The sequence below is a fragment of the Catenovulum sp. 2E275 genome (assembly GCF_025515275.1).
GTDB lineage: Bacteria > Pseudomonadota > Gammaproteobacteria > Enterobacterales > Alteromonadaceae > Catenovulum.
In genome coordinates this window covers 32,627-54,765 of record NZ_JAOPFU010000006.1, presented here as the reverse complement: position 1 = coordinate 54,765, position 22,139 = coordinate 32,627, and the positions used below count along the sequence as shown (strand labels likewise).

Here is a 22,139-nt window from a genome sequence, read left to right as displayed (position 1 = left end):
TTTCCGGTATGAAAATTATTATTCGTCTTCGTCAGGACAAGTCTCAACAGTGACCTCAGGTGCAGTATTTGAGCTTGAAGTTTCTGTATAAACTACACAGGTCCCACTACTATGTGCAAGCGTGTAAGTATTTGCTGTAGCGTCAGCTGTGCCTGGCCAACCATTAACCGCTTCAATTAAACTACCAATACTACTTTCGGACGGATAACCATTCACAAGCGCAACACTCACGCCATTTATTGATACACTTCCCTCTGCACCCGTCTGAGAGGCAATTAAAGCTTTTCCATGAGCCATAGTCGCAGCACTTGTTAAAGACGCGGAAATACCGTTAGCAACAGCTTCCTGTGCATCATCTTGAATATTAATAAATTTAGGGGCTGCAGTCACTGCTAAAATGCCTAATACTACAATAACTACGATCAATTCAATTAAGGTAAAACCTTTACTGCTTTTCATAAAACACCTCGTATTAATTCATTGAAACTAATTTAAATTATATGGCTAAAAATAGCCATTAAAGTTTTAAAATACAATAAGTTTAGTATAGATACTTTTGTTGGATTAATTATTACTAAAGACACTCACTTGCCCGGTTTGCGGTAAATACTCAAATCCATTACCTGTAGTTGTTCCGCTAGGCGCTGAGCTATTACTTTTTATTGTTTGCACTAAATAATACAAACAAGTACTTTGGCCACCACTGGTTCCTGTTGTTGTATAGTAATCATTTTCTGAAAACGCAGCGGAATTATTACCAGCAAAGCTAGATGTTATCTTAGGTGAACTTTGTAAAATACTAATAAAAATAGCTTGGCAATCGGCAGAGGTTAATGCATTTGCACTTGAGTTTGCATCGTCCGAGCCGCCAGTTGGGTAACCCCTACTTGGATCAACGGCTACTGTTACACCATCTAAATCAACAGTTGCAGAGCTGGCTCCTGTACTTGAGCCTGGACGGCCTTCTAATTCCCATTGAGAACGTACTAAACCAACTGCAGTGGCAAAGCCTCCAGCAACACCTTCAACTGTCGCATCTTCTGCATCGTCAGTAACACTTAATAATCTAGGCAATGCCGTTGCTGCCAATAAACCTAAAATAATAATTACAATAACTAGTTCAACTAATGAGAAGCCAGCTTGTCTTTTTTTATTGGAATGCATCTTTTACTCCTGAATTTATATAATCCACTTGTCCGTTATTTACCTGATAGCTCAATTGTTGCTGACTATTTAGCTGAAATATACAGGTATTATTTTGATATTTAACAATGATATTTTTATGTATCACCTGCAATGGCTGTTTTAATAATTTTTGCCATAACAAATTGCAACCCTGGATGTTTGATGGTACTACTTTTGGCCAGCCTTTTTGGGTCATAGCTATTTCAGTAAAATCGTCAGGGTTGCTTAAATCGCTGTAAAATTTAATTGAATCGGCTCTGGCTAATCTGAGCCACTCAACATGAGTTAAATTTACAGCGTTTTTAAACTCATTAACAATTAATTTAAAACTGGTACTGGTTGCTTGCTCTTCCGTATCTTCAAATTCAGCTATCCAGAGCATCATTAAACTAAAACTAATACAAAAAGCTAGCACTATTTTATATAGCAAGTAATGGTTTTGTTTAGCTTTTTTTGAATCATTCCGGTTCAAAGTTAACGCCCTTTAATTGCGCCCATCATATTCCACATTGGCATAAATATACCCAAAGCTAAAATTAAAACCATAACAGCGACAATTGCAATTAAAATAGGCTCTATCTTGGCTGTTAAACTTTTTAAATCAAAATCGACTTCCCGTTCATAAAAGTCAGCGACCTCGTTTAGCATTATATCAACTTGTCCAGTTTCCTCTCCAACCGCTATCATCTGCATAACCAAAGGCGTAAATAAGCGGCTGGCATGGGCTGTTCTTAATAAACTTTCACCTCGTTCAACACCTTTACGCATATTTAAAATCTTGTCACCCATAAAAGCATTATCTACAGATTCAGATACTAAATTAAGTGACTGGGTGAGGGGCACTCCTGATTGCAGCATCATCGAAAATGAACGAGCAAATCTAGATAAAGTAGAGCGTTCAATAATAGAACCTATTACTGGGAGTTTGAGTTTTAACTTATCCCATTTGTAACGGCCTGCTTTTGAATTTATATATCGTTTTAGCATAAATATACTGGCAATTATAGCTGCAATAATAAACGGCCAGAAGTTTACAAAAAAATTGGAACTGTTAATTAAAAATTGAGTTGTCCATGGAAGTTCTGCATTGAACTTATTGAACATGGCGGCAAAAGTAGGGATAACAAATAAGTTCATTAAAAATATAGCGACAACAATAGCCAAAATAACAAACATAGGATAACGCATCGCCGAAGCTATTTGTTTTCTGGTTGCCTGCTCCTGTTCATAATATTGAGCCAAAAGTAAGAATGCCTCTTCAAGTTTACCAGTGCTTTCTCCGACATTAATCATACTGACAAAGAGCTTTGAGAATACTTTTTGGTGTGCCGACATTGAGGCAGATAAGGAGCGACCCTTTTCAAGATCATTATTTACTTGCTCTAATGTCTGTTTTAACCTGACTGAGCTGGTGGTATCTGCTAGCCCACCTATGGCCCTAATGATTGGAATTCCTGCTTTTGTCAGTGAATACATCTGGCGAGAAAAAATAACTAAGTCATCCAATTTAACTCTGGGAATAAATAAGTCAGATAAGTTTATCGAGTTACTTTTGTTGCTGTTATCCGCTTTGAGTTGTCTAATTTGTAATGGGGTAATATTACGCTTGAGTAAATTATCTGCTGCCGCCGCTTCATTCGCAGCTTCAATTTTCCCAGATACTGTCTCCCCTGAAGATTTACCCTGATAAGAAAAAGTTGCCATGAATTAACTGTCCTCTTCCTGTTGAGCAACTTCTTTGGCGTATTTATCTAGCTCTGCAATATTTTCAACCAGTTTTAAAACTTCTGCTACTGAAGTTGTCCCAGAGATTGCATAATCCAGTGCACTGGCTGCTAAGTTTTTAAAGCTGGGGCTCAATTTAGCATAATGAGAAAAACTTTCAGTATCATCGCGTTTTAACGCATTCATCATATTTTCATCTATTTCCAGAAACTCAAATACCCCGATACGACCACGGTAACCTACATAGTTGCATGCTTGACAACCTTTGCCCTCAAAAAACACTTGCTGGCTCATATCTGTTTTGCCTATTCCTGTGAGCCAAACTCTTTCGTGTGATTCAGGGTGATGCTCTGCTTTACAGTCTGGACAAATTTTTCTTATCAACCTTTGTGCAATAATTGCTCGTAATGAACTCGCGACTAAGTATCCGGGAGCCCCCATGTCGATTAAACGTATTGCACTGCTGATAGCATCGTTGGTATGTAAAGTTGATAATACTAAATGGCCAGTCAATGCACCTCTTAGCCCTATCTCAGCTGTTTCCGTATCTCGCATCTCACCAACCATTAAAATATCAGGATCCTGACGCAGAGCTGTTCTTAGTACACTCGCAAAGGTCAGGTTGATTTTTGGACTTACTTGCACTTGGTTTATGCGAGGAAGGCGATACTCCACAGGGTCTTCTACTGTGATAATTTTATGGCTCGACTGATTTAATTCGCTCAAAACCCCATAAAGAGTAGTTGTTTTACCTGAACCAGTTGGACCCGTGACTAAAATCATACCGTGTGGACGCTGAATGACATTTCTGACCCGTTTTAAAATTTCTAACGGCATACCAGTTTGTTCTAATGATAAAACGCCACCGGATTGATCTAATAAACGCATTACAACGGACTCGCCATGTTGTATTGGCATAGTTGACATACGTATATCTATATTTTTACCACGGATACGAATATTAAATCGTCCATCTTGGGGTAAGCGCCTTTCTGAAATGTCTAACCCAGCCATTAGCTTTAAACGTAAAACTAATGCTTGCGCAATGCGTGCTTCGTTTAAAACTGATTCTTGTAGGACACCATCAACTCGTTGACGAATTCTTAATACTTTCTCATCAGGTTCAATATGAATATCAGATGCTTTTACCTGAACCGCATCTTCAAAAATGGTATTTAATAATTTAGCAACCGTAGCTTCTTCTTCGTCGCCTGCATTCGCAAATCCGGCAAAGTCAAAATCTTCTGTTTCGTTGTATTCATCTTCTAATTGAGAAGCAAATGATTTTATGTCTGCTGTACGCCGATATAAGCTGTCAAATGCTTCTAATATCTGGCTTTCTCGTACAGCTACGATTTGTATTTCTTTATCTGTTAAGATAGCCGCAATCGCATCTATAGCATTTATATCTGCCGGATCACTCATTCCAATTGTATAAGTGTTATCTGTTTCTTCAACGAGTAGAGTTCGATTACGTCTTGCTTGAACTTCTGGGATTTTTTGAACGAGTTCAGGCTGAATACGTTTTTGTGAAATATCCCAATAAGGGACATGTAATTGCTGAGCTAAAAACGTTAATAGCTGACGCTCGGAAATGGCTCCTGACTCAATTAATGTGGTGCCGAGTTTTCTCCCTGATTGCTGTTGCTGAGATAAAGCTTCAGTTAGCTGGCCTTCGGTGATAATGCCTTCTTCAACTAATAAATCACCCAGTCGTTTTTTTAATTTAGGTTTCATCATTGGCTGAGTCTCGTTATTTTTTGTTGAGCAAATTCTCTTGATGCCTGACTTAAACCAGGTAACTCAAGTGCAAGTTGATAATGTTTAGCTGCTAATGTTTGATTTTTAGTCTGTTCAGCTGCTATCGCAGCCCCCAATTGCCACTTAGCATTTTGTGGATTAACAACTAGAAGCTGTTGCCAACTTGTTAATGCGATGGGCCAGTGTTGTAACTGCTGGGCTAAACTCGCTTTGAATTGGTAAAAAGTATGTTCCTGCTGTGGATTGGGAGTTTGATCTTTAATTAAGCTCCATGCTACTTGTGGCTTATCTATTTCTAGCAAAATGTTGGCGGCTAATAAACGGTAAGCTAAATACTCAGGAAAGGACTCAATACCTTGCTGTAAAATCGCTAAGGCGGATGGGTAATTTTTTTCACCATAGCGAATACTCATTAATGTTATTCTTGCTTGGTGTAACTCTGGGTTTAAATTTAACGCAGAGTGAAGTAACTGTTCAGCTTTTATAAATTGCCCTTTATCCAACAGTGCAATAGCCTGGTTGAGTTGATTTGTTGCAATATCAATATTTGAGGTTTGTGTCGGTTTAATCGCAAGATAAGGGCTTGAATTTTGAGTATTTTCAACAGGTGCTGTTTGAGTGCTGGTGGTTTGTACTTTTTGAGTTGTTTTTTCAATTTGCACTGGAGACTGTTCAACAGGGGTTGAGTGCTGCTCTTTAATTTGTTGAGTTGCTCTTTGATGATTACTTTTTTGAGCTACTGTTTGCTTTTGAACTGTGTGCGCTTTTTGAGAGTGGAGTTCTCCTAAAGTTGGTAATTTTTGTGAAGTTGTTGCAACCGGTTGCTCTATATCTTGATTTATTCTAGAAACGGTTGGCTGACTCAATATCGATTGTGGCTCCTGCGTTGGATTGGCATTATCTTTAGTACTCGGTACTGATTGTTGGAGAGGTTTATCTTCAAGTGGAGCAGATACAGTCTCAATAACTTGGTGAGTTTTTGGTGGCAGCACATGATTGGAGGTGTGGATTAAATACCAATACACAAATGCAGATATTAGAATTAATAATGCAAATAGTAACCACTTTAAATTTATATTTTTAGAAGATAGTTGTTGTTTTTCGCTATCGATAGTTGGGTAATCTGTATTGATTACTTCTGGTGGTTGCTGGCGTTTATCCAGATCTTTTAGCATTTGATTAATTACACTCATCAAAGTGCTCCAAAGAACTTGCTTATCATTAAAATTATTACAATTAGTGAGATACTGGCTAGAGCTAATTTACTCATTTTATTCAGTAGTTTTTGATTGTTTATCTGGTGTTGAGATTGACGAATTTCAGAGTCTTTGATAGCCAGGTGAACATGTTTGAGTTCAACTTCTCGTTTACCTTCGCCATAAGCTAACATTAAACATTTATGAGCTAAGATATTTAATATTCTTGGTGTCCCATTGCAAGCACTATATAAAACCTTCGATACTGCAGTTGAAAAAACAGGCATTCCTTTGAATCCGGCAATCGTCATCCTATGTTGCAAGTATGGCTGCACTTGTGTCTCTGTTAAGGCTTCTAACGTAAATGAAAATGTGACCCTTTGTTTTATTTGACGCATATTATGTTGGGCTAAACGTTCATCTAATTCCGGTTGAGCAAATAATACAATTTGAATGAGTTTACGGCTTTCGGTTTCTAAATTAGTAAATAGCCTTAGTACCTCTAAACTCTCATCTGGCAGAACTTGTGCTTCATCAAGAATTAAAATTAATGTTTTACCTTGAGCTGAAATATCAAGCAATGCCTGCTGAATAAGTTGGGTTAAAGCTGCCGGGTTCGCCTGTTCGCTACTGATTCCTAATTCGTGCGCAACGGCGAGTCTTAATTCATCTGGTTGTAGATAAGGATTTGGAATATAAGCCGTGACAAATTCCTTAGGGATATCATTCATTAATTTTCGGCATAATAAGGTTTTACCTGTACCCACTTCACCTGTGACTTTAATAAACCCTTCACCCATTTTTAATGCGGTTAACAAAGTTTGTAAAGCCTCATGATGACTTGGTAAACCTAAAAAAAATTGGGTATTTGGTGTAAGTGTAAAAGGGAGTTCACGTAAACCAAAATGGTATAAATACATAAATTTTCTCTATTTATACCACTGCTCTAGCAGTTCTGAAGAGCGCTGTCTCTGCTCTTGCCATGTGGTTTGACCTACAACGGTAGGTTTAATCATAATAATTAACTCTTTCTTTTTGGTTTCTTGAGATAGAGAGGTAAATAATGATCCTAACCCAGGAATATCTCCTAATAGAGGAACCTTTGAGTTTTTATCAGAAGTGATAGTCTGCATTAACCCTCCAATTACTACAATTTCGCCTGAATTTGCTTTAATAATTGTATCTGATTCTCTCACGTTGCTTTGTGCCAGAGGTAAAGTGAAATCCTGTTCGTTTAAGGTGACTACTTTCACTTGCTCTGTTGTATCAATAACCGAGGGGTGTACATGTAAAATAACGCTGCCAGCAGAATCAATTTGAGGTGTAACATCTAAAGCTATCCCACTAAAAAATGGCTCTAGCTCTATATTTGGCGATGAGGTCGTTGCTGTGCCTGTAACTGTTGTAGTGGATACATTCGTTACAAAGTACTCGTCAGTACCAACCTTAATAACTGCTTTTTGATTATTAGCGGCTGTTAACCTTGGGCTGGACAGAACTTGTACATTACCTTGTGTTTTTAAAAGTTGTAATAAACCAGTAAAATCGCCATTGTTAAAAGTTAAGCTAGTTACACCAGCAAGCGTATTGGTTATTGTGTTCCCTAAGGTGGCTCCTGATCTACTTGTTCCTACCTCTGTAGAATCAATGCGACCTAAAATGGCTTCCCACTGAATACCTTGCTGATAGGCATCACTTAAGCTAACTTCAATTACTTTGGCTTCAAGAATAACTTGACGCTGCATTTGCTGTTCGGTTGACTGTAAAAAAGCTTTAACACTCCTGAGTTCTTCAGGTAAAGCTTTAACTGTGACCAAACCTGCTTGTGGATTTACAATAATATTACGATTTTCGCCTTCGCCAATTAAGGTTCTTAATGCTGTTGTTAAATCATCCCAAAAATTATTTTTATTGGAAGAAACAATTCTTGTACCGTTATTTAAGGTATTACCAGATTCATACTGACTAGAATTTTGGTATTCTTGCCCAGCTAATCCTAAAGTGGATGGTGAATCAGAATAGCGATTGTTTGCACCATAACCACTACCATTTTGATTATTGGCAGGATTGGTTACGCCACCAGATTGAATTGACGTATACGAAATTCCGTTACGTTGCATGGCTAAATAGTTAACTGAAAATGTTTCGGTTCGCATGCCTGTAGGATAGATTTGTAATAAGCGGCCTTTTAGTTTGATATCGTAGCCATACATATCTGTGACAACATCGATTACTTCTGCAAGTGTGACACCTTTTAAACTTAAACTGATCTGCCCACCAACATTAGGATGAACAACCACATTAAGCGGAGTGTCTTGTACTAAACTTTGAAAGAAAGCTCCTACAGGAACTTCATTAGTATCTATATCGTACCTTTTTTCCTGTAATTGAGGCTGATTAGCCAACTCATCAAATTTCGGAACTAGATCGGCCAAAACGGCTGCCGGTACAGCTTGTTCAGCTACAGGAGCTGGCTCATTTAAACTTTGTTCTATTTGAGGTTCCAGTTGGGTTGATTGGCAGCCAATTAAACCAGTTAGCAAACTGAAAGCTAGATAAGTTTTTAAAGGTGTTTGTTGAATTTTTTTAGATAATCTTTGCATTTAATTAAATGCTCCGTTCACTTCAGTTTTTATATTTGTATTGCGTAAGGTTAAAGTATGTTTTCGTTCGTTAACCAATAAGATGACTGAATTAGGTAAAATTTGATAAACACTAACTTGCTCAGTTAAGTTTTGCCCTGTCTGATAAAATTTACCATTAATTATGGCTCTTCTCGTTTTATCTGTATAAGTCACAGCTTGAAGTTGCCATTGTGTATCTGTTAACTCATCAAGTTTTATATTGTGGGGGATAGCCCCTGCTGGCTGTGTTGGGTCTTTTATAATATCAGCAGCTTGTATACTGATAGTGAAGTGACTTAATAAAAAAATTAACAGCTTGTATTTTTTTTTCATAGACCGACAAACCCTTGAGTTAAACTTAAGGTGATGAGTTCTACCTCGAGTCTGGCTAATGGATACTGGGTGACTTTATAATTAAATTTTCGCCAATAAAAATGCCATGGTAGTTGCTCTGCTTGCTGCAAAAATTGATAAATGGATTGATAATCCCCTTCAATCGTTAAGCTAATACCTTGCTGATATAAGCTGATATTTTCAGGTCTAAAGTCACTATCAGGGGAAGTTGCAATTCCACTGTTTGAATTATTATAAACTTGCTCAAGTAGATTCTCTGTTGGTAAAGATTTTAGCTGAACAAGTTTTAATGAGTCAGTTTGACTGAGCATAGCTTCTAGCATTTCGCTCATTTGTTTTGCTGTTACTAATTGATCACTGACTTTTGCAATATTCGAATTAGTCTGCATTAGTCTCTGCTCAAGTTCTTGAATTTTCTTATTTAAAGGTAGGTTTATATCAACTTGTAGAGCATTACGAAAGTCATCAGCAGTTTGGGATAATTGAGCCAAATCAGTTTGTAGAGCTTGAGTCTTCAACTGAGCTTGCTCAATTTTTATCAAGTTTGGTTCAATAAAAATGGTATAACTGATAAAAACAATTGCAAAAAGGCTGGCAAAGCTAATAAAGCTTTTTTCTCTTTGATTGAGATTTGAAAACTTTTCACTATAAAGTTTAAATTGAGAACTAAGGTTATTTGCCATTAACGTATTACCTCAGGCTGAGGACTACTGATAATATAAAATTGAATTAAATTTTGTGTCGGTAAATCTAAGAGTTTTAAATTATTAAACTCTTTATTTTGAAAGTAATCTGATTCTCCCAATACTTGTAACCATTTAGGCAAAAGGTGAGCTTGTTGGCTTTGTCCTATTAGTTCAATATGATTATCATCAAATTTGATTTGAGTTAACCAGATACCGGCTGGAATAGTACTGGATAAATCAGCCATTAACCTAGAATACCCCTTTTTTTGACTATTCGTCACTTTATCGATCTGCTCTATAATTTTTTGTCTTATTTGTATTTTATTTTGTAGTGTGGCAATTACTTTGGTTAGTTTTGGATCTTGTTTTCGGGTACTTAATGCAAACTCTAACTCTTTAACAGTGGCTTGCTGGTTTTTAACCTGTAAGCTCAGCTCGTTTGTGTTTTGTTCAACTTGAACTCTAGTATATGTGCTATAGATTGAAAACCCTACAATTAGTAAGCTCAAGAATATAACAAGTACTAGTAGGTTAGATAATGTGAGTAATTCCGTTTTTGGCTTAAACTCATCAAAGTAAAAATTAATATTATGCTTCACTTATTGCTCCCTGATAAGCTCTTGTGCCGCACCTACAGCAGGGTAATAGCCATGATCGTTTTCTGTCTTTTCAGGAAGCAGATCCGCAACTCGGTTTTTTAATGGCAGTACGGGCATGGTAAAATTTTCACCGATTTTATCTATTAACACTGATTCTAAATGAGAATTTACAGAAATATATATTCTTTTGACAGAGGCTTGGCGTAATTGACTTTCAAAATAATCTAGAGATCTTTGGATCTCAATACTTAGGCTATCGACAGCTCCTTGATTAATTTCAAATTCAGTATATTCGTTGAGTTTACTGTAACCTCTAATTCTACGGAAAAAATAAAGTTGCCCGTTTTTTACTATTTGAATTAATAGCTCTTCATTTGGCTGATGGATAATTAGCATAGAGGCATCTTGATCTCCTGCAAATAAATCCTGATAGGCTAGTTCACTAACTGTTATTCGATGTATTTTTTGACAATTTTCTAAACAAACTTTGATCAGTGGTTGTAAAAACTTAAGTCTGGCAGCAACTAAGTTGACTTTGTTTTGACCAAAAATTTGAATTGGGATATCAAAATAATCAATTGCTACCTCTTCTAAAGTTGTATTTAGGTAATCTTTTGCCGAATAGCGAATAGCTTGCGCTAGTTCTTCTTCGTTTACTTCTGGGCGGTCAACGACTAATAATTGATAATGCTCATGTGGTAAAATAATATTGAGCGTAGATTGTTTTAAAAATTCATTTTGTAATAGCTGGTTCAGTTCTAACTGCCAGTTGTGTTTATCTTGTAATATATGTTGGGATGCATAAACTGGTTTTTTATGGCCTTTTTGATATACAAGCAAATAAAAACCTACGCTGCTAAGCATTAGGCTAGCTGTATATTTTGTGGTATTACTCGTTCTGTATTTGGCAGCGAGTTGTTTTATAATAGCAACCATAGCACCTGTTTTTATATTTCCTAATCGCTATTGGGTTTAAGACGATTTTATGTAAGTTTTTAGACAAGTTACAATATTATTGCATATTCTGCCAGCGTTTAGCGCTACTCATTTTATTAATTATTTTTTATCTTGCTTATAACAGGTTGTTAAGTGTTTTTTTTACCTAGCCCTTTAGAATTGTTAGATATTTCTCACCTACATCATCGTGGTATAAAAGTATGGTTAAAGCGAGATGATTTAATTCACCCTCAGGTTTCTGGCAACAAATGGCGAAAGCTAAAGTATTACTTAAGTGAGGATTCCCAAACCTCAATTGTCTCGTTTGGTGGAGCTTATAGTAATCATTTACATGCTTTAGCGTATGCTTGTCATTATTTTCAACGGAAAGTACATGCTATCGTTCGTGCCGATTTTATTGATCCTGCTAATCAAACGTTAGCAGATTGTATTGCATTCGGAATGACGGTTGAGTGTGTTGATAGAAAAACTTACCGCAAACGTTATGAACCAGAATATTTATCTTGGCTCAAGTCTCGCTTCCCTGAAAGTTTGATTATTTCAGAAGGGGGTTATGGTGAACTCGGTTTCAAAGGTGTAGCCGATTTAATCAATGAAATTAATTTAGATTTTAGTCATTTGGTCTGTCCTGTTGGTAGTGGTACGACATTGGCCGGAATTATTAGACAGTTAAAACCAAAACAAATAGCAATAGGTGTGGCAGCTCTAGCTAACTCCGGTTATCTAGTAAGTGAGATTGATACCATTTTGGAGCAAAGTCAGAAAATAGCGGGTATCAAACCTTATTGGGAACTTTGGCAAGATAATCATTTTGGCGGATTTGGCAAAACCTCCCCTGAATTATTAAAATTTATTGAAGAATTTTATTTCCGCTACCAAATTATTCTCGACCCTATATATACAGGAAAAATGATGTTTGCTTTATTTAGTGCGATAGATGAGGGGAGGATGCCTGAAAACAGCAAAGTTATTGCGCTACATACAGGAGGATTACAAGGCTGGAGAGGGTTTACTCAAAGAGGGCTATTACCAGATAACTATTTTTTGACTAATCTTGATTAAAATTATTATAACTACCCTGTACCCCAGCCAACCCTAGGTGTTTAATTTCTTGGAACTCTTCTAAAGTTTCTACCCCATAAGCAAATATTTTTATGCCTGTACCTGCACATGAGCCTTGCAAGCTTCTGATAAAAAGTTGGTTTTCACTTTTATTATGAATGTTTTTTACTATGCTTGGGTGTAATTTTAAATAACGTATTGGTAACTGTTTGATGTAATTAGATGCAGTAACATATTGACCAACTTGATCGACTAATACGTGCGTTGAGAGGTTATCTAATTGCTGAATAAAATAACTAAGCTCATCAATATAATTGACTATTGCATATTCACTTATTTCTATAATAATTTGAGAGGCGAATTGCTTGTCTTGAGCAAGTATTGTGGTAAACCAGGTTCTAAACGATTTGTCCAATAAAGCATCAGAACTAATGTTTATACTAGTACATACAGGGTTTTCTGAATTGACTAATTGTTGATAAAGCTTTGAGATAATCTGTTTATCTATTTTTACGGCTAAACCACATTTATGAGCCATTGGCATAAATAAGTTACTAGGTAAAATTTTTCCCTGATTGTCTTGTAGCTGTAATACTATCTCCTGATGATGAATTGTATAAGGTGAGATTTTCATCACTGCCTGAAAGCTAATCAAAAAACCTTCATTATTTAATTTATTCTCTAGTAATGTACGCCATTGGAGCGAGCCCATTGTCATTGTTTTAACATTGTCTTCTTCTTGATACATAAACCAGCTAGCTGGTCCTTGTAATTCAGCCGAACGAATAGCCATATCAACTTCCCTTAAAACTTGGGCAATATGATCCCCAGATTTAAAAGTAGAAACCCCGATATGGTATAGGTTATCTGCATCTGTATTTTTGGGTACTCTGACATGAGCTAAAGAACGAACTAAATGATTACATAGCTGCTCTATTTCTTTGATTGAAATATTAGCAATGATAATCGCCAAGTCATTATGAGAGTAACGAGCAAAAATAGCATGATTATATCTTTGTAAAGCTTGCTCTGTAATATTTGTAAATTGGCTTAAAACATCAATAATAGCATCATTGCCATGTTCTTCTTCAATTTCTGCTAATTCATTAATCCTAATACCAACTACAACCCCTTGTTCAATTTGTTCCTCAATATTAAGCAATGCTTCAAGTCGGTTATTAAAATAAATTCTGTTACCAATACCTGTTTCTGGATCTAAAAAAGTTTGAATTCGGATAAACTTATCAACTCTACTTTGTTCTTGTCTTGCCCAATTTAATTCATCCAATAAGTTATCTAAAACGGTAAATAAACTGGGATGTTTGGTGATTTCATGACGACTCGCAATCTGCATTCTGCGTGCTTTGCGCTCTAGGGCTGATAAATTACGTTCTCCAGCTTTTCCTAATGACCAAAGAACTGATAACACAATAAACCAAAATAAGCTTAAAGAGGCCCCAATAAAAAATAAGTGATATGTTGATAAAACTATAAACTTAACTTGGAAACTTTGGCCTGAGGATAGGTAAAACGGTCTTGTAGTGCTTTGCCAATCAAACCAGATTACAGTATTTAGAGTTAACGTTTTTTGTTCCTCGATATAATAAATCTCAGTGGCAATATCGAGTTTTGAGAGTAAGTTATCTAATTCAGGGGGAGTAATATCCGGATTTTCATGTATCGAGAGCTCAATGATTTGCTCGAATTGAGTTGTAGCAGAATGCAAAACGGTAAAACACCATACCGCAACACAAAAAACAACAAATAAACTGATAATGACTGCAATTTTTCGCTGCCAAGCAAATAAGCTACGGGCTGTTGTTTTTAGTGGTAATTCGGCCATCCATTAACCCAGAAAGAAGATTATAATTAATTTGAATTGAAGCTTCTAAACGAGACTTTTACAGGTAAGTATATCAGATTGCAAGCAGTTCTGTGTTTTACAAGTATCAAAAGGCAGTCCAGTAACTTATTGGTATTTTTATACTAATTAGTTTGATTCTACATATAAAAATATTAAAAGCTTGTTATTGCCATGAGAGATAAAATTTACCTACTATCATTCTAACAATTGTTACGTATGGATTTGAGTATTTAACAAAATTTACATAAATAAATTTATCAGTTTATAATATGGAATTATAAAAATATAAAACAAGAATAAGGATATTATGAAATACTTATTAAAATTTTTGCTAAGCCTCACCTTACCAGTGTTATTGCTTTGTTCAGTCGAAGCAGAGCAATTAAAACCTTTACCGCTAGATGCCTATGCAGTTTTACCTCAAACCAGTATGTTTTGTATTTCGCCTGACGGCAGTCGATATGCGTTTCGCTACAATAAAGATAATAAAGATTTATTGGTGGTGAAAGAGGTTAAAACCGGAAAAATGTTACGCTTAATTGATATTACCGAAATCGATCCTAAAAGCGCTCTTTTTGTTAATAATAATCAAATTGTTCTGAAAGTATCTTCTTATATGGGGATGATTGGATATCGTGGGCGTCATAATATTAGTTCAGCTTTTATTTATGATATTGATGAGCAAGATATTAGGCAACTGCTGATACCTGGATACGGTATTTATCGTGGACAAACTCAATTAGGCGATATTATCGGTGTAAATAAAAAAGAGCAAAAGTTACTTATGCCTGCTTTTTTTGGCGATGATAATGTTCAGTATGCTGAACCTGTGTATTCCCTAATGCAAGTTAATATGAACAAAAAAAGAGAGCCTCGCAGGGCAACAAAAGGCACTCATGATGCGATTGATTTTTTTGTCGATGAGGAAGGCGAATTATTAGTTCAGGAACGCTATAACAATGATAGTGATTTACACCGAGTCCAGGTAAGAAGAAACGATGAGTGGGTAGATATTTTTTCAGAAACTGTACCGATCAGAAAACGCAGTTTTGTTGGATTAACACCAGATCGTAAAAATTTAGTAATGCTGATGTATGGGGAAGAAGGTCGTTCAAATTATTACACCATGTCATTAGCTGATGGCAAAATTACAGGCCCGTTATTTGCGAATAAAAATGCAGATGTTGAAAATGTACTAACTGATATTCAGCGTGTAGTTTATGGTATTCAATATTCTGGTTTTCACCCAACTTACCAATTTTTTGAGGAAAAACTACAAAAAACCTATCAATCTATACAACAAGCTTTACCTAATCACTCTTTTACCGTAATAGATTATACACCTGACTGGAAGAATATTTTGTTTTTAATTCAAGGACCTGAAGTTATTGGTAGTTATGTATTATTCGCCAATAATGAGTTTCAAGTGTTAGAAGTGAAACGGCCAGAAATTAATATTGAAGATTATAATCAAATTGAAATTACGCAATATAAAGCAAGAGACGGATTAACCATTCCAACGCTATTAACTTACCCTAAAAATAAATCAAAAGAGCAGCTACCCACTATTTTATTACCGCATGGCGGTCCTCGCTCTTACGATAGAGTCGAGTTTGACTGGATCCCCCAGTTTTTTGCCAGCCGAGGTTATTTAGTTATTCAACCTCAATTTAGAGGCTCTGATGGATTTGGTTCTGCTCATATTAACGCTGGACACGGCGAATGGGGTGGTAAAATGCAGGATGATTTAACTGATGCGGTTGATCACTATATAAAAACAGGCTTAGTGAATAAAGATAAAGTGTGTATTGCTGGTGCCAGTTATGGCGGCTATGCGGCTTTGGCTGGCGGTGCATTTACCCCTAATAAATATCGCTGCGTTATTTCGATTAATGGGGTAAGTGATCTGGAAGAAATGCTGGATACTGAAAAATATAACTATGGCAGCGATCACTGGGTTGTATCTTATTGGGAAAAGTCTTTATTAAATAAAAAAGATCCGGATGAGTTTTTAGAAAGCATTTCACCTATCAATTTTGCCAAGCAATTTAAAGCTCCTGTGTTATTAATTCATTCAGAAAGAGATAAGGTTGTACCTTACGAGCAATCGGATGACATGTTTGATGAGCTTGAAGATGCAGGTAAAAATGTAAAGTTGGTCGAGTTGGAAGAAGATGGCCATAACTTAATCTATGCCAAATCTCGTTTATTAATGTTAAAAGAGATAGATGCATTTTTAAATAAATATATGTAGCTTACATACTCGTACTATTTTAGCGGCACAGCCGATTCGATTACAGAATTAGGCTGTGCTGATTAAAGCCCTACCTTAGTTTTATTTAGCTTTTCCGAACTATTCTCATTCTTAATACTGGCTAATTTGCAATGACTTTTTGTTAATTTTGTGTTTTAATTCTGGTGTTTATTAATAATATGATAATATAAGGATATTATTTAAGTGCGCTACTTTACTCAATTTTTATTTTTATTAACTTTATTCTTGAGCGGGTTTGCTTCAGCTAATCCCCAAGCAGCTTTACCTTTATCTGCTTATGCGACTTTGCCTGAAGTTAGTCTGGTTAGAATTTCGCCAGACGGAAGCCGCTCAGCTTATCGTTATGTTACTCAGGATAAAGATTTATTGGTTATTGCTGACTTAAAATCAGGTGAAGCGATTAGCGCAATCAATATTCACGAAATTAACCCTAATAATATAATGTTTCTCGATAATAATAGGGTTGTTTTACAGGTTTACCAGATCAGCCGTCGTGAAACTTTAGGTGCAGCTTTTTTGTATGACATTAAACAGCAAGAGCTCAGACAGTTATTAAAAGCCGAAAAAGGTGTTGGCGGTACAAACCATAGTCGAATAGTGGGTGTGCATTGGGATGATAATAAAATTTTAATGCCCGCATTATATAAAAAACCGGAAACCGATAGAAAATACACTGGCGGTCACCGAAATACACTAATGGCAGTCGATTTAGACGGAAAGCGAAGTGCCAGACCATTTTCACGTAGTGTGCATAATGCAATTGATTTTTTTGTTGATGAGCAAGGCGAGTTATTGGTACGTGAACTGTATAGCAATGAGCAAGATCTACATCAAGTTGAAGTGCGTAAAAATGATGAATGGGTTGAGATTTATCGTGAAATAACGCCTGAAATTTATAAAGATTTTGTCGGTTTTACACCTAACAGAGATAAGTTGGTATTTTTAACTTATCAAAATTCAGAAAACCGCAGTTTTTATACTATGTCATTAGCTGATGGCAAAATAGAAGGCCCTTTGTTTGCTAAAGTGAATGCTGATATAGAAAGCGCTTTAGTCGATATTCAGCGGGTTGTTTATGGTGTTGAATATGCAGGATTTTACCCTACGTATGCCTTTTTTGATAAAAAACAAGAAGTGATTTATCAAGCTATTCAAGGTGCTATGCCCCAAAAGCATGCCTTAGAAATTGTGGATTTCAATCCAAGCTGGGAAGATATTGTCTTTAAAATAGAAGGGCCGGAGGCTGTTAGCCAATATTTATTATTTGCTAATAATGAATTCTCATTTTTAGGGGATGCCGCGCCACAAATTCCATTGGATAAGTTTAACTCAATTGAAATTACTGAATTTAAAGCCAGAGACGGTTTAACTATTCCTACTTTATTAACTTATCCAAATGGCAAAGCTAAACAAAACTTGCCAGCTATTTTAATGCCGCATGGTGGCCCTCAGTCGTACGATAGAGCTGGATATAATTGGTTCGCTCAATATTTTGCCAGTCGTGGATACTTAGTCATTCAACCTCAATTTAGAGGATCAGAAGGCTTTGGTGCTGAGCATTTGCGTGCTGGTTATGGTGAATTTGCTAAAAAAATGCAAGATGATTTAACTGATTCTGTGGATCATTATGTCAAAGCGGGTTTGGTGAACCCAGCCAAAGTTTGTATTTTTGGTTGGAGTTATGGCGGTTACGCTGCGCTGAGTGGCGGTGCTTTTACGCCTGAAAAATATACTTGTATTATTGCCGGTGCGGGCATTAGCGACTTAGTTGAAATGATGGATGATGAAACTATGGCTTATGGTGAAGACAGCTCTGTTGTTTATTACTGGAAAAAATTTATGCAAAAAGGGCAAGGTGATGAAAACGCCTATTTAAAACAAATATCGCCAGTTAATTTTGCTAAACAGTTTAAAGCGCCAGTGTTATTGGTGCATGGTTTGTATGATCAAGTGGTACCTTATAAACAATCTTTAGCTATGGAAAGTGCCCTTAAAAAAGCAGGCAAAAAAGTAACTATGGTTAAGTTAGAAGATGAAGGCCACAATTTGAATTATCAAAAATCCCGATTGTTGTTATTAAAATCGATAGATGATTTTTTAGCCGAGAATATGAAGTAACAAACCTTTTCAGGGTTTATAAGTAAGTGGCCGAAAATATTTTCGGCCACTTTATATAGAGTTTATTAAATGAAGCTGATTTATTTATTTCGTTCATTATTTGCTACCGCTGCCTTCATTTCTAGTTTTGTATTTGCTAATGATATGTTGCCGCTTGAAGCTTATGCTGCTTTGCCTGAAGCCAGTTTAGTTAGAATTTCACCTGATGGAAACCGGATTGCTTATCGTTATGTTCAGTCTAATAAAGATTACTTAGTGGTGATGGATCTTAAATTAGGAAAGTTAATTCGGGCTGTTGATATTAAAAATATAGAGCCTTACCACATTTTCTTTATTGATAATGACAGACTTATTTTTAAAGTTGCACAAACTGGGCGCCATTACCGTGCTGGTGCTGCTTTTTTATATGATCTTAAGAATCAAGATTTACATCAGTTATTAAAACCAGAAAATGGTGTTTCCACCCAAGGAAATTATGGGAAAATTGTTGGTATTGATTATAAAAATAATCGGGTTTTGATGGCTGCGTTTTATAAAAGAGATGACAGGTTAAAATCAGGAACAACACAACTTAACTTACTAGCTGTGGATTTAGCTGGAAAAAAAGGTCATAGACCGCTCTCAAAAAGTGGTCATGGGACTTATGATTTTTTTGTAGATGAGCATGGACATCCTTTAGTACAGGAGCTTTTCAGTCAAGATAAAGATCTACATCGAATAGAAGTTAGACGTAATGACGAATGGGTTGAAATTTTTAGAGAGACTACGCCATTAGTTAAAAAGCAGTTTACTGGGTTAACACCTGATAGAACAAAATTAGTATTTTTAACTTATGATAAATCAGGCCGAAATAATTATTACACCATGTCACTGTCAGATGGCAAAATCGAAGGTCCAGTTCTAGTTAAGAAAGGCACTGATATTTCGGGTGTATTGACCGATGTGCAACGAATTGTTTATGGTGTGTCTTATTCTGGGTTTTACCCCAGTTATGCTTTTTTTGATAAAAAACAGCAAGCGATTTATCAGGCTATTCAAGCTGCCGTTCCAGCAGATCACGCATTAAGTATTGTTGACTTTCATCCGGGCTGGAAAGATGTTGTATTTAGAATAGAAGGACCGGAGGCGATTAGCCAATATTTATTGTTTTCAGATAATGAATTTTCTTTTTTAGCTGACGCTAGACCTCTAATTTCTTTAGAGTCGTTTAATCCAATTGAAGTTACCCAATTTAAAGCTAGAGATGGCTTAACTATTCCTACTTTATTAACTTACCCCGTTAATAAAGATATTAAAAAGAATCTACCTACTATTTTATTTCCGCATGGTGGGCCTCAAGCATATGACCGGGTCGGATTTGGCTGGTTAGCTCAATACTTTGCGAATCGTGGTTACCTGGTGATTCAGCCCCAATTTAGAGGCTCGCAAGGTTTTGGTGCGAATCATATTGTTGCTGGCCACGGAGAATGGGGCGGCAAAATGCAGAATGATTTAACTGATGCCATAGATTATTATGTCAGTACAGGTTTAGTCGATAAGAGTAAAGTCTGTATTGTTGGTTTTAGCTATGGCGGTTATGCCGCGTTAGCGGGTGGTGCTTATACACCAGAAAAGTACAGCTGTATTATTGCTGGTGCGGGGATTAGTGATTTATCTAAAATGCTAGATGATAAAACGCGTGATTATGGTGAAGAAAGCTCAACGGTTTTTTATTGGGAAAGGTTTTTACTGAACCGAAAAAATGATAAAAATTTATTAAGTCAAATATCACCAGTTAACTTTGCAAAACAATTTCAAGCTCCAGTGTTATTAGTGCATGGTTTATACGACAGGGTGGTTCCCTACAAACAATCGTTAGATATGGAAAGTGCGTTAAAAGATGCTAATAAAGTAGTTAAGCTTGTGACTTTACAAGACGAAGGGCATTATTTAGAACTAGCTGAATCCAGACTAAAGCTATTACAAGAAATTGAACCTTTTTTAGCCGAGAATATGAAGTAAATCTTAGCCTACAAAAAAGCGAGTTTTAAAATGAATCCAACTTTATGGGGTCACTTTAAAAACTCGTTTTTTATTTTGTTTTATCTAACCGTTAATTAAACGCAGGCTGATTAACTTTTTAAGAAAAAGTGATACGCAGGGTTAGCGGTTTCGTCTGTATATTGGTAACCGATTTGGTCTAAATGTTTATGTAAATCGGGTAATTCGTTTTCTGGTACATCAAAACCGGCTAAGACCATGCCGCTAGCTGCGCTGTGATTGCGGTAATGGAACAGTGTGATATTCCATTGAGTGCCTAATGTATTTAAAAAATTCATTAAGGCGCCCGGATATTCTGGAAAAACAAAACTGAATAAACGCTCGTTTATTAAATTTTGTACCCGACCACCTACCATGTGGCGCACATGCAGTTTAGCAACTTCATTGTCTGATAAATCAAACCCTTCAATATCGCGTTTTTTGAGTTCAGCCAATACCTGAGGCAGCTCTGTTTCGCTATTTCTGAGCTTTAAACCAACATAAACATGGGCGTTATCAGCCGGTGCGTATCTGTAATTAAATTCAGAAATGGTTCTGCCTGCTAAGGTTTCGCAGAAATGGCGGAATGCCCCTTTTTGTTCAGGAATGGTTGCTGCGATAATGGCTTCTTTCTTTTCACCCAGTTCTGCTCGTTCAGAGACATACCTTAAAGTGTGAAAATTAATATTAGCCCCACATAAAATGCCGCCTATTTGCAGTTTTTTATCTGGTTTATTCTGGCTTAACCATTTTTTGATACCGGCAACAGATAATGCTCCGGCCGGTTCGGCAATTGCACGGGTATCGTCAAACGTATCTTTAATCGCAGCGCAGATTTCATCACTGTTAACTGTGATCACTTCATCTATATATTGCTGGCACAGGCGGAATGTTTCTTCGCCAATAATCTTTACCGCAACACCGTCTGCAAAAATACCAACTTGATCAAGTGGGGTGCGTTCACCACATTCTAGTGCTTTTTTAAGGCAAGCTGATTCGTCAGATTCAACTGCAATAATTTTTATATTTGGCTTTAGCTGTTTTAAATATACAGCAATACCGGCAGCTAAACCGCCACCACCCACAGCGACAAAAACCATGTCTAAGTCGCGTTTGGTATCAAATAACTCTTTAGCTATGGTGCCTTGTCCGGCGATAACATCTTCGTCATCAAATGGTGGTACATAGGTATAACCGTGCTCTTTTGCCAGTTGTTGGGCGTGATTGCTGGCAACATCAAAACTGCGGCCAATTAAAATAATATCGACCCAGTCGCCACCAAAATTTCGCACCGCGTCTACTTTAATATCAGGTGTGGTTTCTGGCATAACTATGGTAGCTTTTACCTGCATGCGATTAGCAGATAAAGCGACGCCTTGAGCATGATTACCCGCTGAGGCGGTAATTACACCACGGCTTTTAGCATCGCTCGATAAATTAGCAATTTTGTTGTAAGCACCACGTAGTTTGAATGATTTTACCGGTTGCTGGTCTTCACGTTTTAACCAAACGTCGTGCTGTAAACGATTTGATAAAGAACTCAAATAGTTGAGATCTGTATTTTTTGCGACATCGTAAACAGGCGCGACCAGTATTTTACGCAAATAATCTTGTGCGCTTAGGTGCTGCTGTGTGTCTGTCATGGTTTTGTTTACCAAAATTTAGGAAAAGCAATTTATTAAATCATCAGGGTTAAGCTGAGTTAACCCTGATG

General features: G+C 36.5%; 18 protein-coding genes. 4 read left to right on the top strand and 14 right to left on the bottom strand.

What is annotated here, in order from left to right; genetic code table 11:
• Positions 1-18: 18 nt before the first annotated feature.
• The 12 genes from N7931_RS19520 to N7931_RS05340 all read right to left on the bottom strand — a co-directional run bounded on the left by N7931_RS19520 (position 19) and on the right by N7931_RS05340 (position 11,066).
• On the bottom strand, positions 19-459 hold the full coding sequence (locus tag N7931_RS19520) for a type II secretion system protein (protein ID WP_316250566.1): 441 nt from the start codon (positions 457-459) through the stop codon (positions 19-21).
• Between the two features lie 105 nt (positions 460-564).
• Positions 565-1,164, bottom strand: coding sequence for a type II secretion system protein (locus N7931_RS05390; RefSeq protein WP_262792486.1), 600 nt, complete (start codon positions 1,162-1,164; stop codon positions 565-567).
• Entirely contained in the window at positions 1,151-1,570 is a 420-nt protein-coding gene (locus N7931_RS05385; protein ID WP_262792485.1) for a hypothetical protein, read from the bottom strand. The genes N7931_RS05390 and N7931_RS05385 overlap by 14 nt, the downstream gene beginning before the upstream one ends.
• Before the next feature lie 89 nt (positions 1,571-1,659).
• Entirely contained in the window at positions 1,660-2,889 is a 1,230-nt protein-coding gene (locus tag N7931_RS05380; RefSeq protein WP_262792484.1) for a type II secretion system F family protein, read from the bottom strand.
• 3 nt (positions 2,890-2,892) lie between these two features.
• Complete coding sequence (locus N7931_RS05375; protein ID WP_262792483.1) at positions 2,893-4,650, bottom strand: GspE/PulE family protein; 1,758 nt, start codon at positions 4,648-4,650, stop codon at positions 2,893-2,895.
• Positions 4,647-5,864 carry a tetratricopeptide repeat protein gene (locus N7931_RS05370; protein ID WP_262792482.1) on the bottom strand — a complete coding sequence of 406 codons (1,218 nt, stop codon included), beginning with the start codon at positions 5,862-5,864 and terminating at the stop codon, positions 4,647-4,649. The genes N7931_RS05375 and N7931_RS05370 overlap by 4 nt, the downstream gene beginning before the upstream one ends.
• Positions 5,864-6,787 (bottom strand): ExeA family protein, encoded by a 924-nt coding sequence (locus tag N7931_RS05365; RefSeq protein WP_262792481.1) that lies wholly within the window; start codon positions 6,785-6,787, stop codon positions 5,864-5,866. The genes N7931_RS05370 and N7931_RS05365 overlap by 1 nt, the downstream gene beginning before the upstream one ends.
• A gap of 9 nt (positions 6,788-6,796) precedes the next feature.
• Positions 6,797-8,470, bottom strand: a complete 1,674-nt coding sequence (gene mshL, locus N7931_RS05360; protein WP_262792480.1) for a pilus (MSHA type) biogenesis protein MshL — start codon at positions 8,468-8,470, stop codon at positions 6,797-6,799.
• On the bottom strand, positions 8,471-8,824 hold the full coding sequence (locus N7931_RS05355; protein ID WP_262792478.1) for a general secretion pathway protein GspB: 354 nt from the start codon (positions 8,822-8,824) through the stop codon (positions 8,471-8,473). It abuts the gene before it with no gap.
• On the bottom strand, positions 8,821-9,528 hold the full coding sequence (locus N7931_RS05350) for a type II secretion system protein M (protein ID WP_262792476.1): 708 nt from the start codon (positions 9,526-9,528) through the stop codon (positions 8,821-8,823). The genes N7931_RS05355 and N7931_RS05350 overlap by 4 nt, the downstream gene beginning before the upstream one ends.
• Positions 9,528-10,130 carry a PilN domain-containing protein gene (locus tag N7931_RS05345; protein ID WP_262792475.1) on the bottom strand — a complete coding sequence of 201 codons (603 nt, stop codon included), beginning with the start codon at positions 10,128-10,130 and terminating at the stop codon, positions 9,528-9,530. The genes N7931_RS05350 and N7931_RS05345 overlap by 1 nt, the downstream gene beginning before the upstream one ends.
• Positions 10,131-11,066 (bottom strand): hypothetical protein, encoded by a 936-nt coding sequence (locus tag N7931_RS05340; protein ID WP_262792474.1) that lies wholly within the window; start codon positions 11,064-11,066, stop codon positions 10,131-10,133. It lies immediately after the preceding gene.
• A gap of 153 nt (positions 11,067-11,219) precedes the next feature.
• On the opposite strand from N7931_RS05340, the gene N7931_RS05335 reads away from it, so the two are divergent.
• Positions 11,220-12,149 carry a 1-aminocyclopropane-1-carboxylate deaminase/D-cysteine desulfhydrase gene (locus N7931_RS05335; RefSeq protein ID WP_262792473.1) on the top strand — a complete coding sequence of 310 codons (930 nt, stop codon included), beginning with the start codon at positions 11,220-11,222 and terminating at the stop codon, positions 12,147-12,149.
• Here N7931_RS05335 and N7931_RS05330 read toward each other — a convergent pair.
• Positions 12,136-13,992: an EAL domain-containing protein gene (locus N7931_RS05330; protein ID WP_262792472.1), complete on the bottom strand. Its 1,857-nt coding sequence runs from the start codon at positions 13,990-13,992 to the stop codon at positions 12,136-12,138. The two genes, N7931_RS05335 and N7931_RS05330, sit on opposite strands and share 14 nt — an antisense overlap.
• Positions 13,993-14,320: 328 nt before the next feature.
• On the opposite strand from N7931_RS05330, the gene N7931_RS05325 reads away from it, so the two are divergent.
• From N7931_RS05325 to N7931_RS05315, 3 genes are all read left to right on the top strand, one after another.
• Positions 14,321-16,267 (top strand): alpha/beta hydrolase family protein, encoded by a 1,947-nt coding sequence (locus tag N7931_RS05325; RefSeq protein WP_262792471.1) that lies wholly within the window; start codon positions 14,321-14,323, stop codon positions 16,265-16,267.
• Between the two features lie 204 nt (positions 16,268-16,471).
• The gene (locus N7931_RS05320; RefSeq protein ID WP_262792470.1) at positions 16,472-18,406 is read left to right on the top strand and encodes an alpha/beta hydrolase family protein; all 1,935 of its coding nucleotides are present in this window, start codon (positions 16,472-16,474) and stop codon (positions 18,404-18,406) included.
• Between the two features lie 69 nt (positions 18,407-18,475).
• Positions 18,476-20,407 carry an alpha/beta hydrolase family protein gene (locus tag N7931_RS05315; protein WP_262792469.1) on the top strand — a complete coding sequence of 644 codons (1,932 nt, stop codon included), beginning with the start codon at positions 18,476-18,478 and terminating at the stop codon, positions 20,405-20,407.
• Between the two features lie 110 nt (positions 20,408-20,517).
• Here the strand turns inward: N7931_RS05315 and ilvA are convergent, their stop codons facing one another.
• Complete coding sequence (ilvA, locus tag N7931_RS05310) at positions 20,518-22,068, bottom strand: threonine ammonia-lyase, biosynthetic (RefSeq protein ID WP_262792468.1); 1,551 nt, start codon at positions 22,066-22,068, stop codon at positions 20,518-20,520.
• Positions 22,069-22,139: the final 71 nt, after the last annotated feature.

Excerpts from the sequence above, each read along its gene's own strand:
- N7931_RS19520 (WP_316250566.1), bottom strand. The coding sequence starts at position 459 with ATGAAAAGCAGTAAAGGTTTTACCTTAATTGAATTGATCGTAGTTATT.
- N7931_RS05390 (WP_262792486.1), bottom strand. The coding sequence starts at position 1,164 with ATGCATTCCAATAAAAAAAGACAAGCTGGCTTCTCATTAGTTGAACTA.
- N7931_RS05385 (WP_262792485.1), bottom strand. The coding sequence starts at position 1,570 with ATGATGCTCTGGATAGCTGAATTTGAAGATACGGAAGAGCAAGCAACC.
- N7931_RS05380 (WP_262792484.1), bottom strand. The coding sequence starts at position 2,889 with ATGGCAACTTTTTCTTATCAGGGTAAATCTTCAGGGGAGACAGTATCT.
- N7931_RS05375 (WP_262792483.1), bottom strand. The coding sequence starts at position 4,650 with ATGATGAAACCTAAATTAAAAAAACGACTGGGTGATTTATTAGTTGAA.
- N7931_RS05370 (WP_262792482.1), bottom strand. The coding sequence starts at position 5,864 with ATGAGTGTAATTAATCAAATGCTAAAAGATCTGGATAAACGCCAGCAA.
- N7931_RS05365 (WP_262792481.1), bottom strand. The coding sequence starts at position 6,787 with ATGTATTTATACCATTTTGGTTTACGTGAACTCCCTTTTACACTTACA.
- mshL (WP_262792480.1), bottom strand. The coding sequence starts at position 8,470 with ATGCAAAGATTATCTAAAAAAATTCAACAAACACCTTTAAAAACTTAT.
- N7931_RS05355 (WP_262792478.1), bottom strand. The coding sequence starts at position 8,824 with ATGAAAAAAAAATACAAGCTGTTAATTTTTTTATTAAGTCACTTCACT.
- N7931_RS05350 (WP_262792476.1), bottom strand. The coding sequence starts at position 9,528 with ATGGCAAATAACCTTAGTTCTCAATTTAAACTTTATAGTGAAAAGTTT.
- N7931_RS05340 (WP_262792474.1), bottom strand. The coding sequence starts at position 11,066 with ATGGTTGCTATTATAAAACAACTCGCTGCCAAATACAGAACGAGTAAT.
- N7931_RS05330 (WP_262792472.1), bottom strand. The coding sequence starts at position 13,992 with ATGGCCGAATTACCACTAAAAACAACAGCCCGTAGCTTATTTGCTTGG.
- N7931_RS05325 (WP_262792471.1), top strand. The coding sequence starts at position 14,321 with ATGAAATACTTATTAAAATTTTTGCTAAGCCTCACCTTACCAGTGTTA.
- N7931_RS05315 (WP_262792469.1), top strand. The coding sequence starts at position 18,476 with ATGAAGCTGATTTATTTATTTCGTTCATTATTTGCTACCGCTGCCTTC.
- ilvA (WP_262792468.1), bottom strand. The coding sequence starts at position 22,068 with ATGACAGACACACAGCAGCACCTAAGCGCACAAGATTATTTGCGTAAA.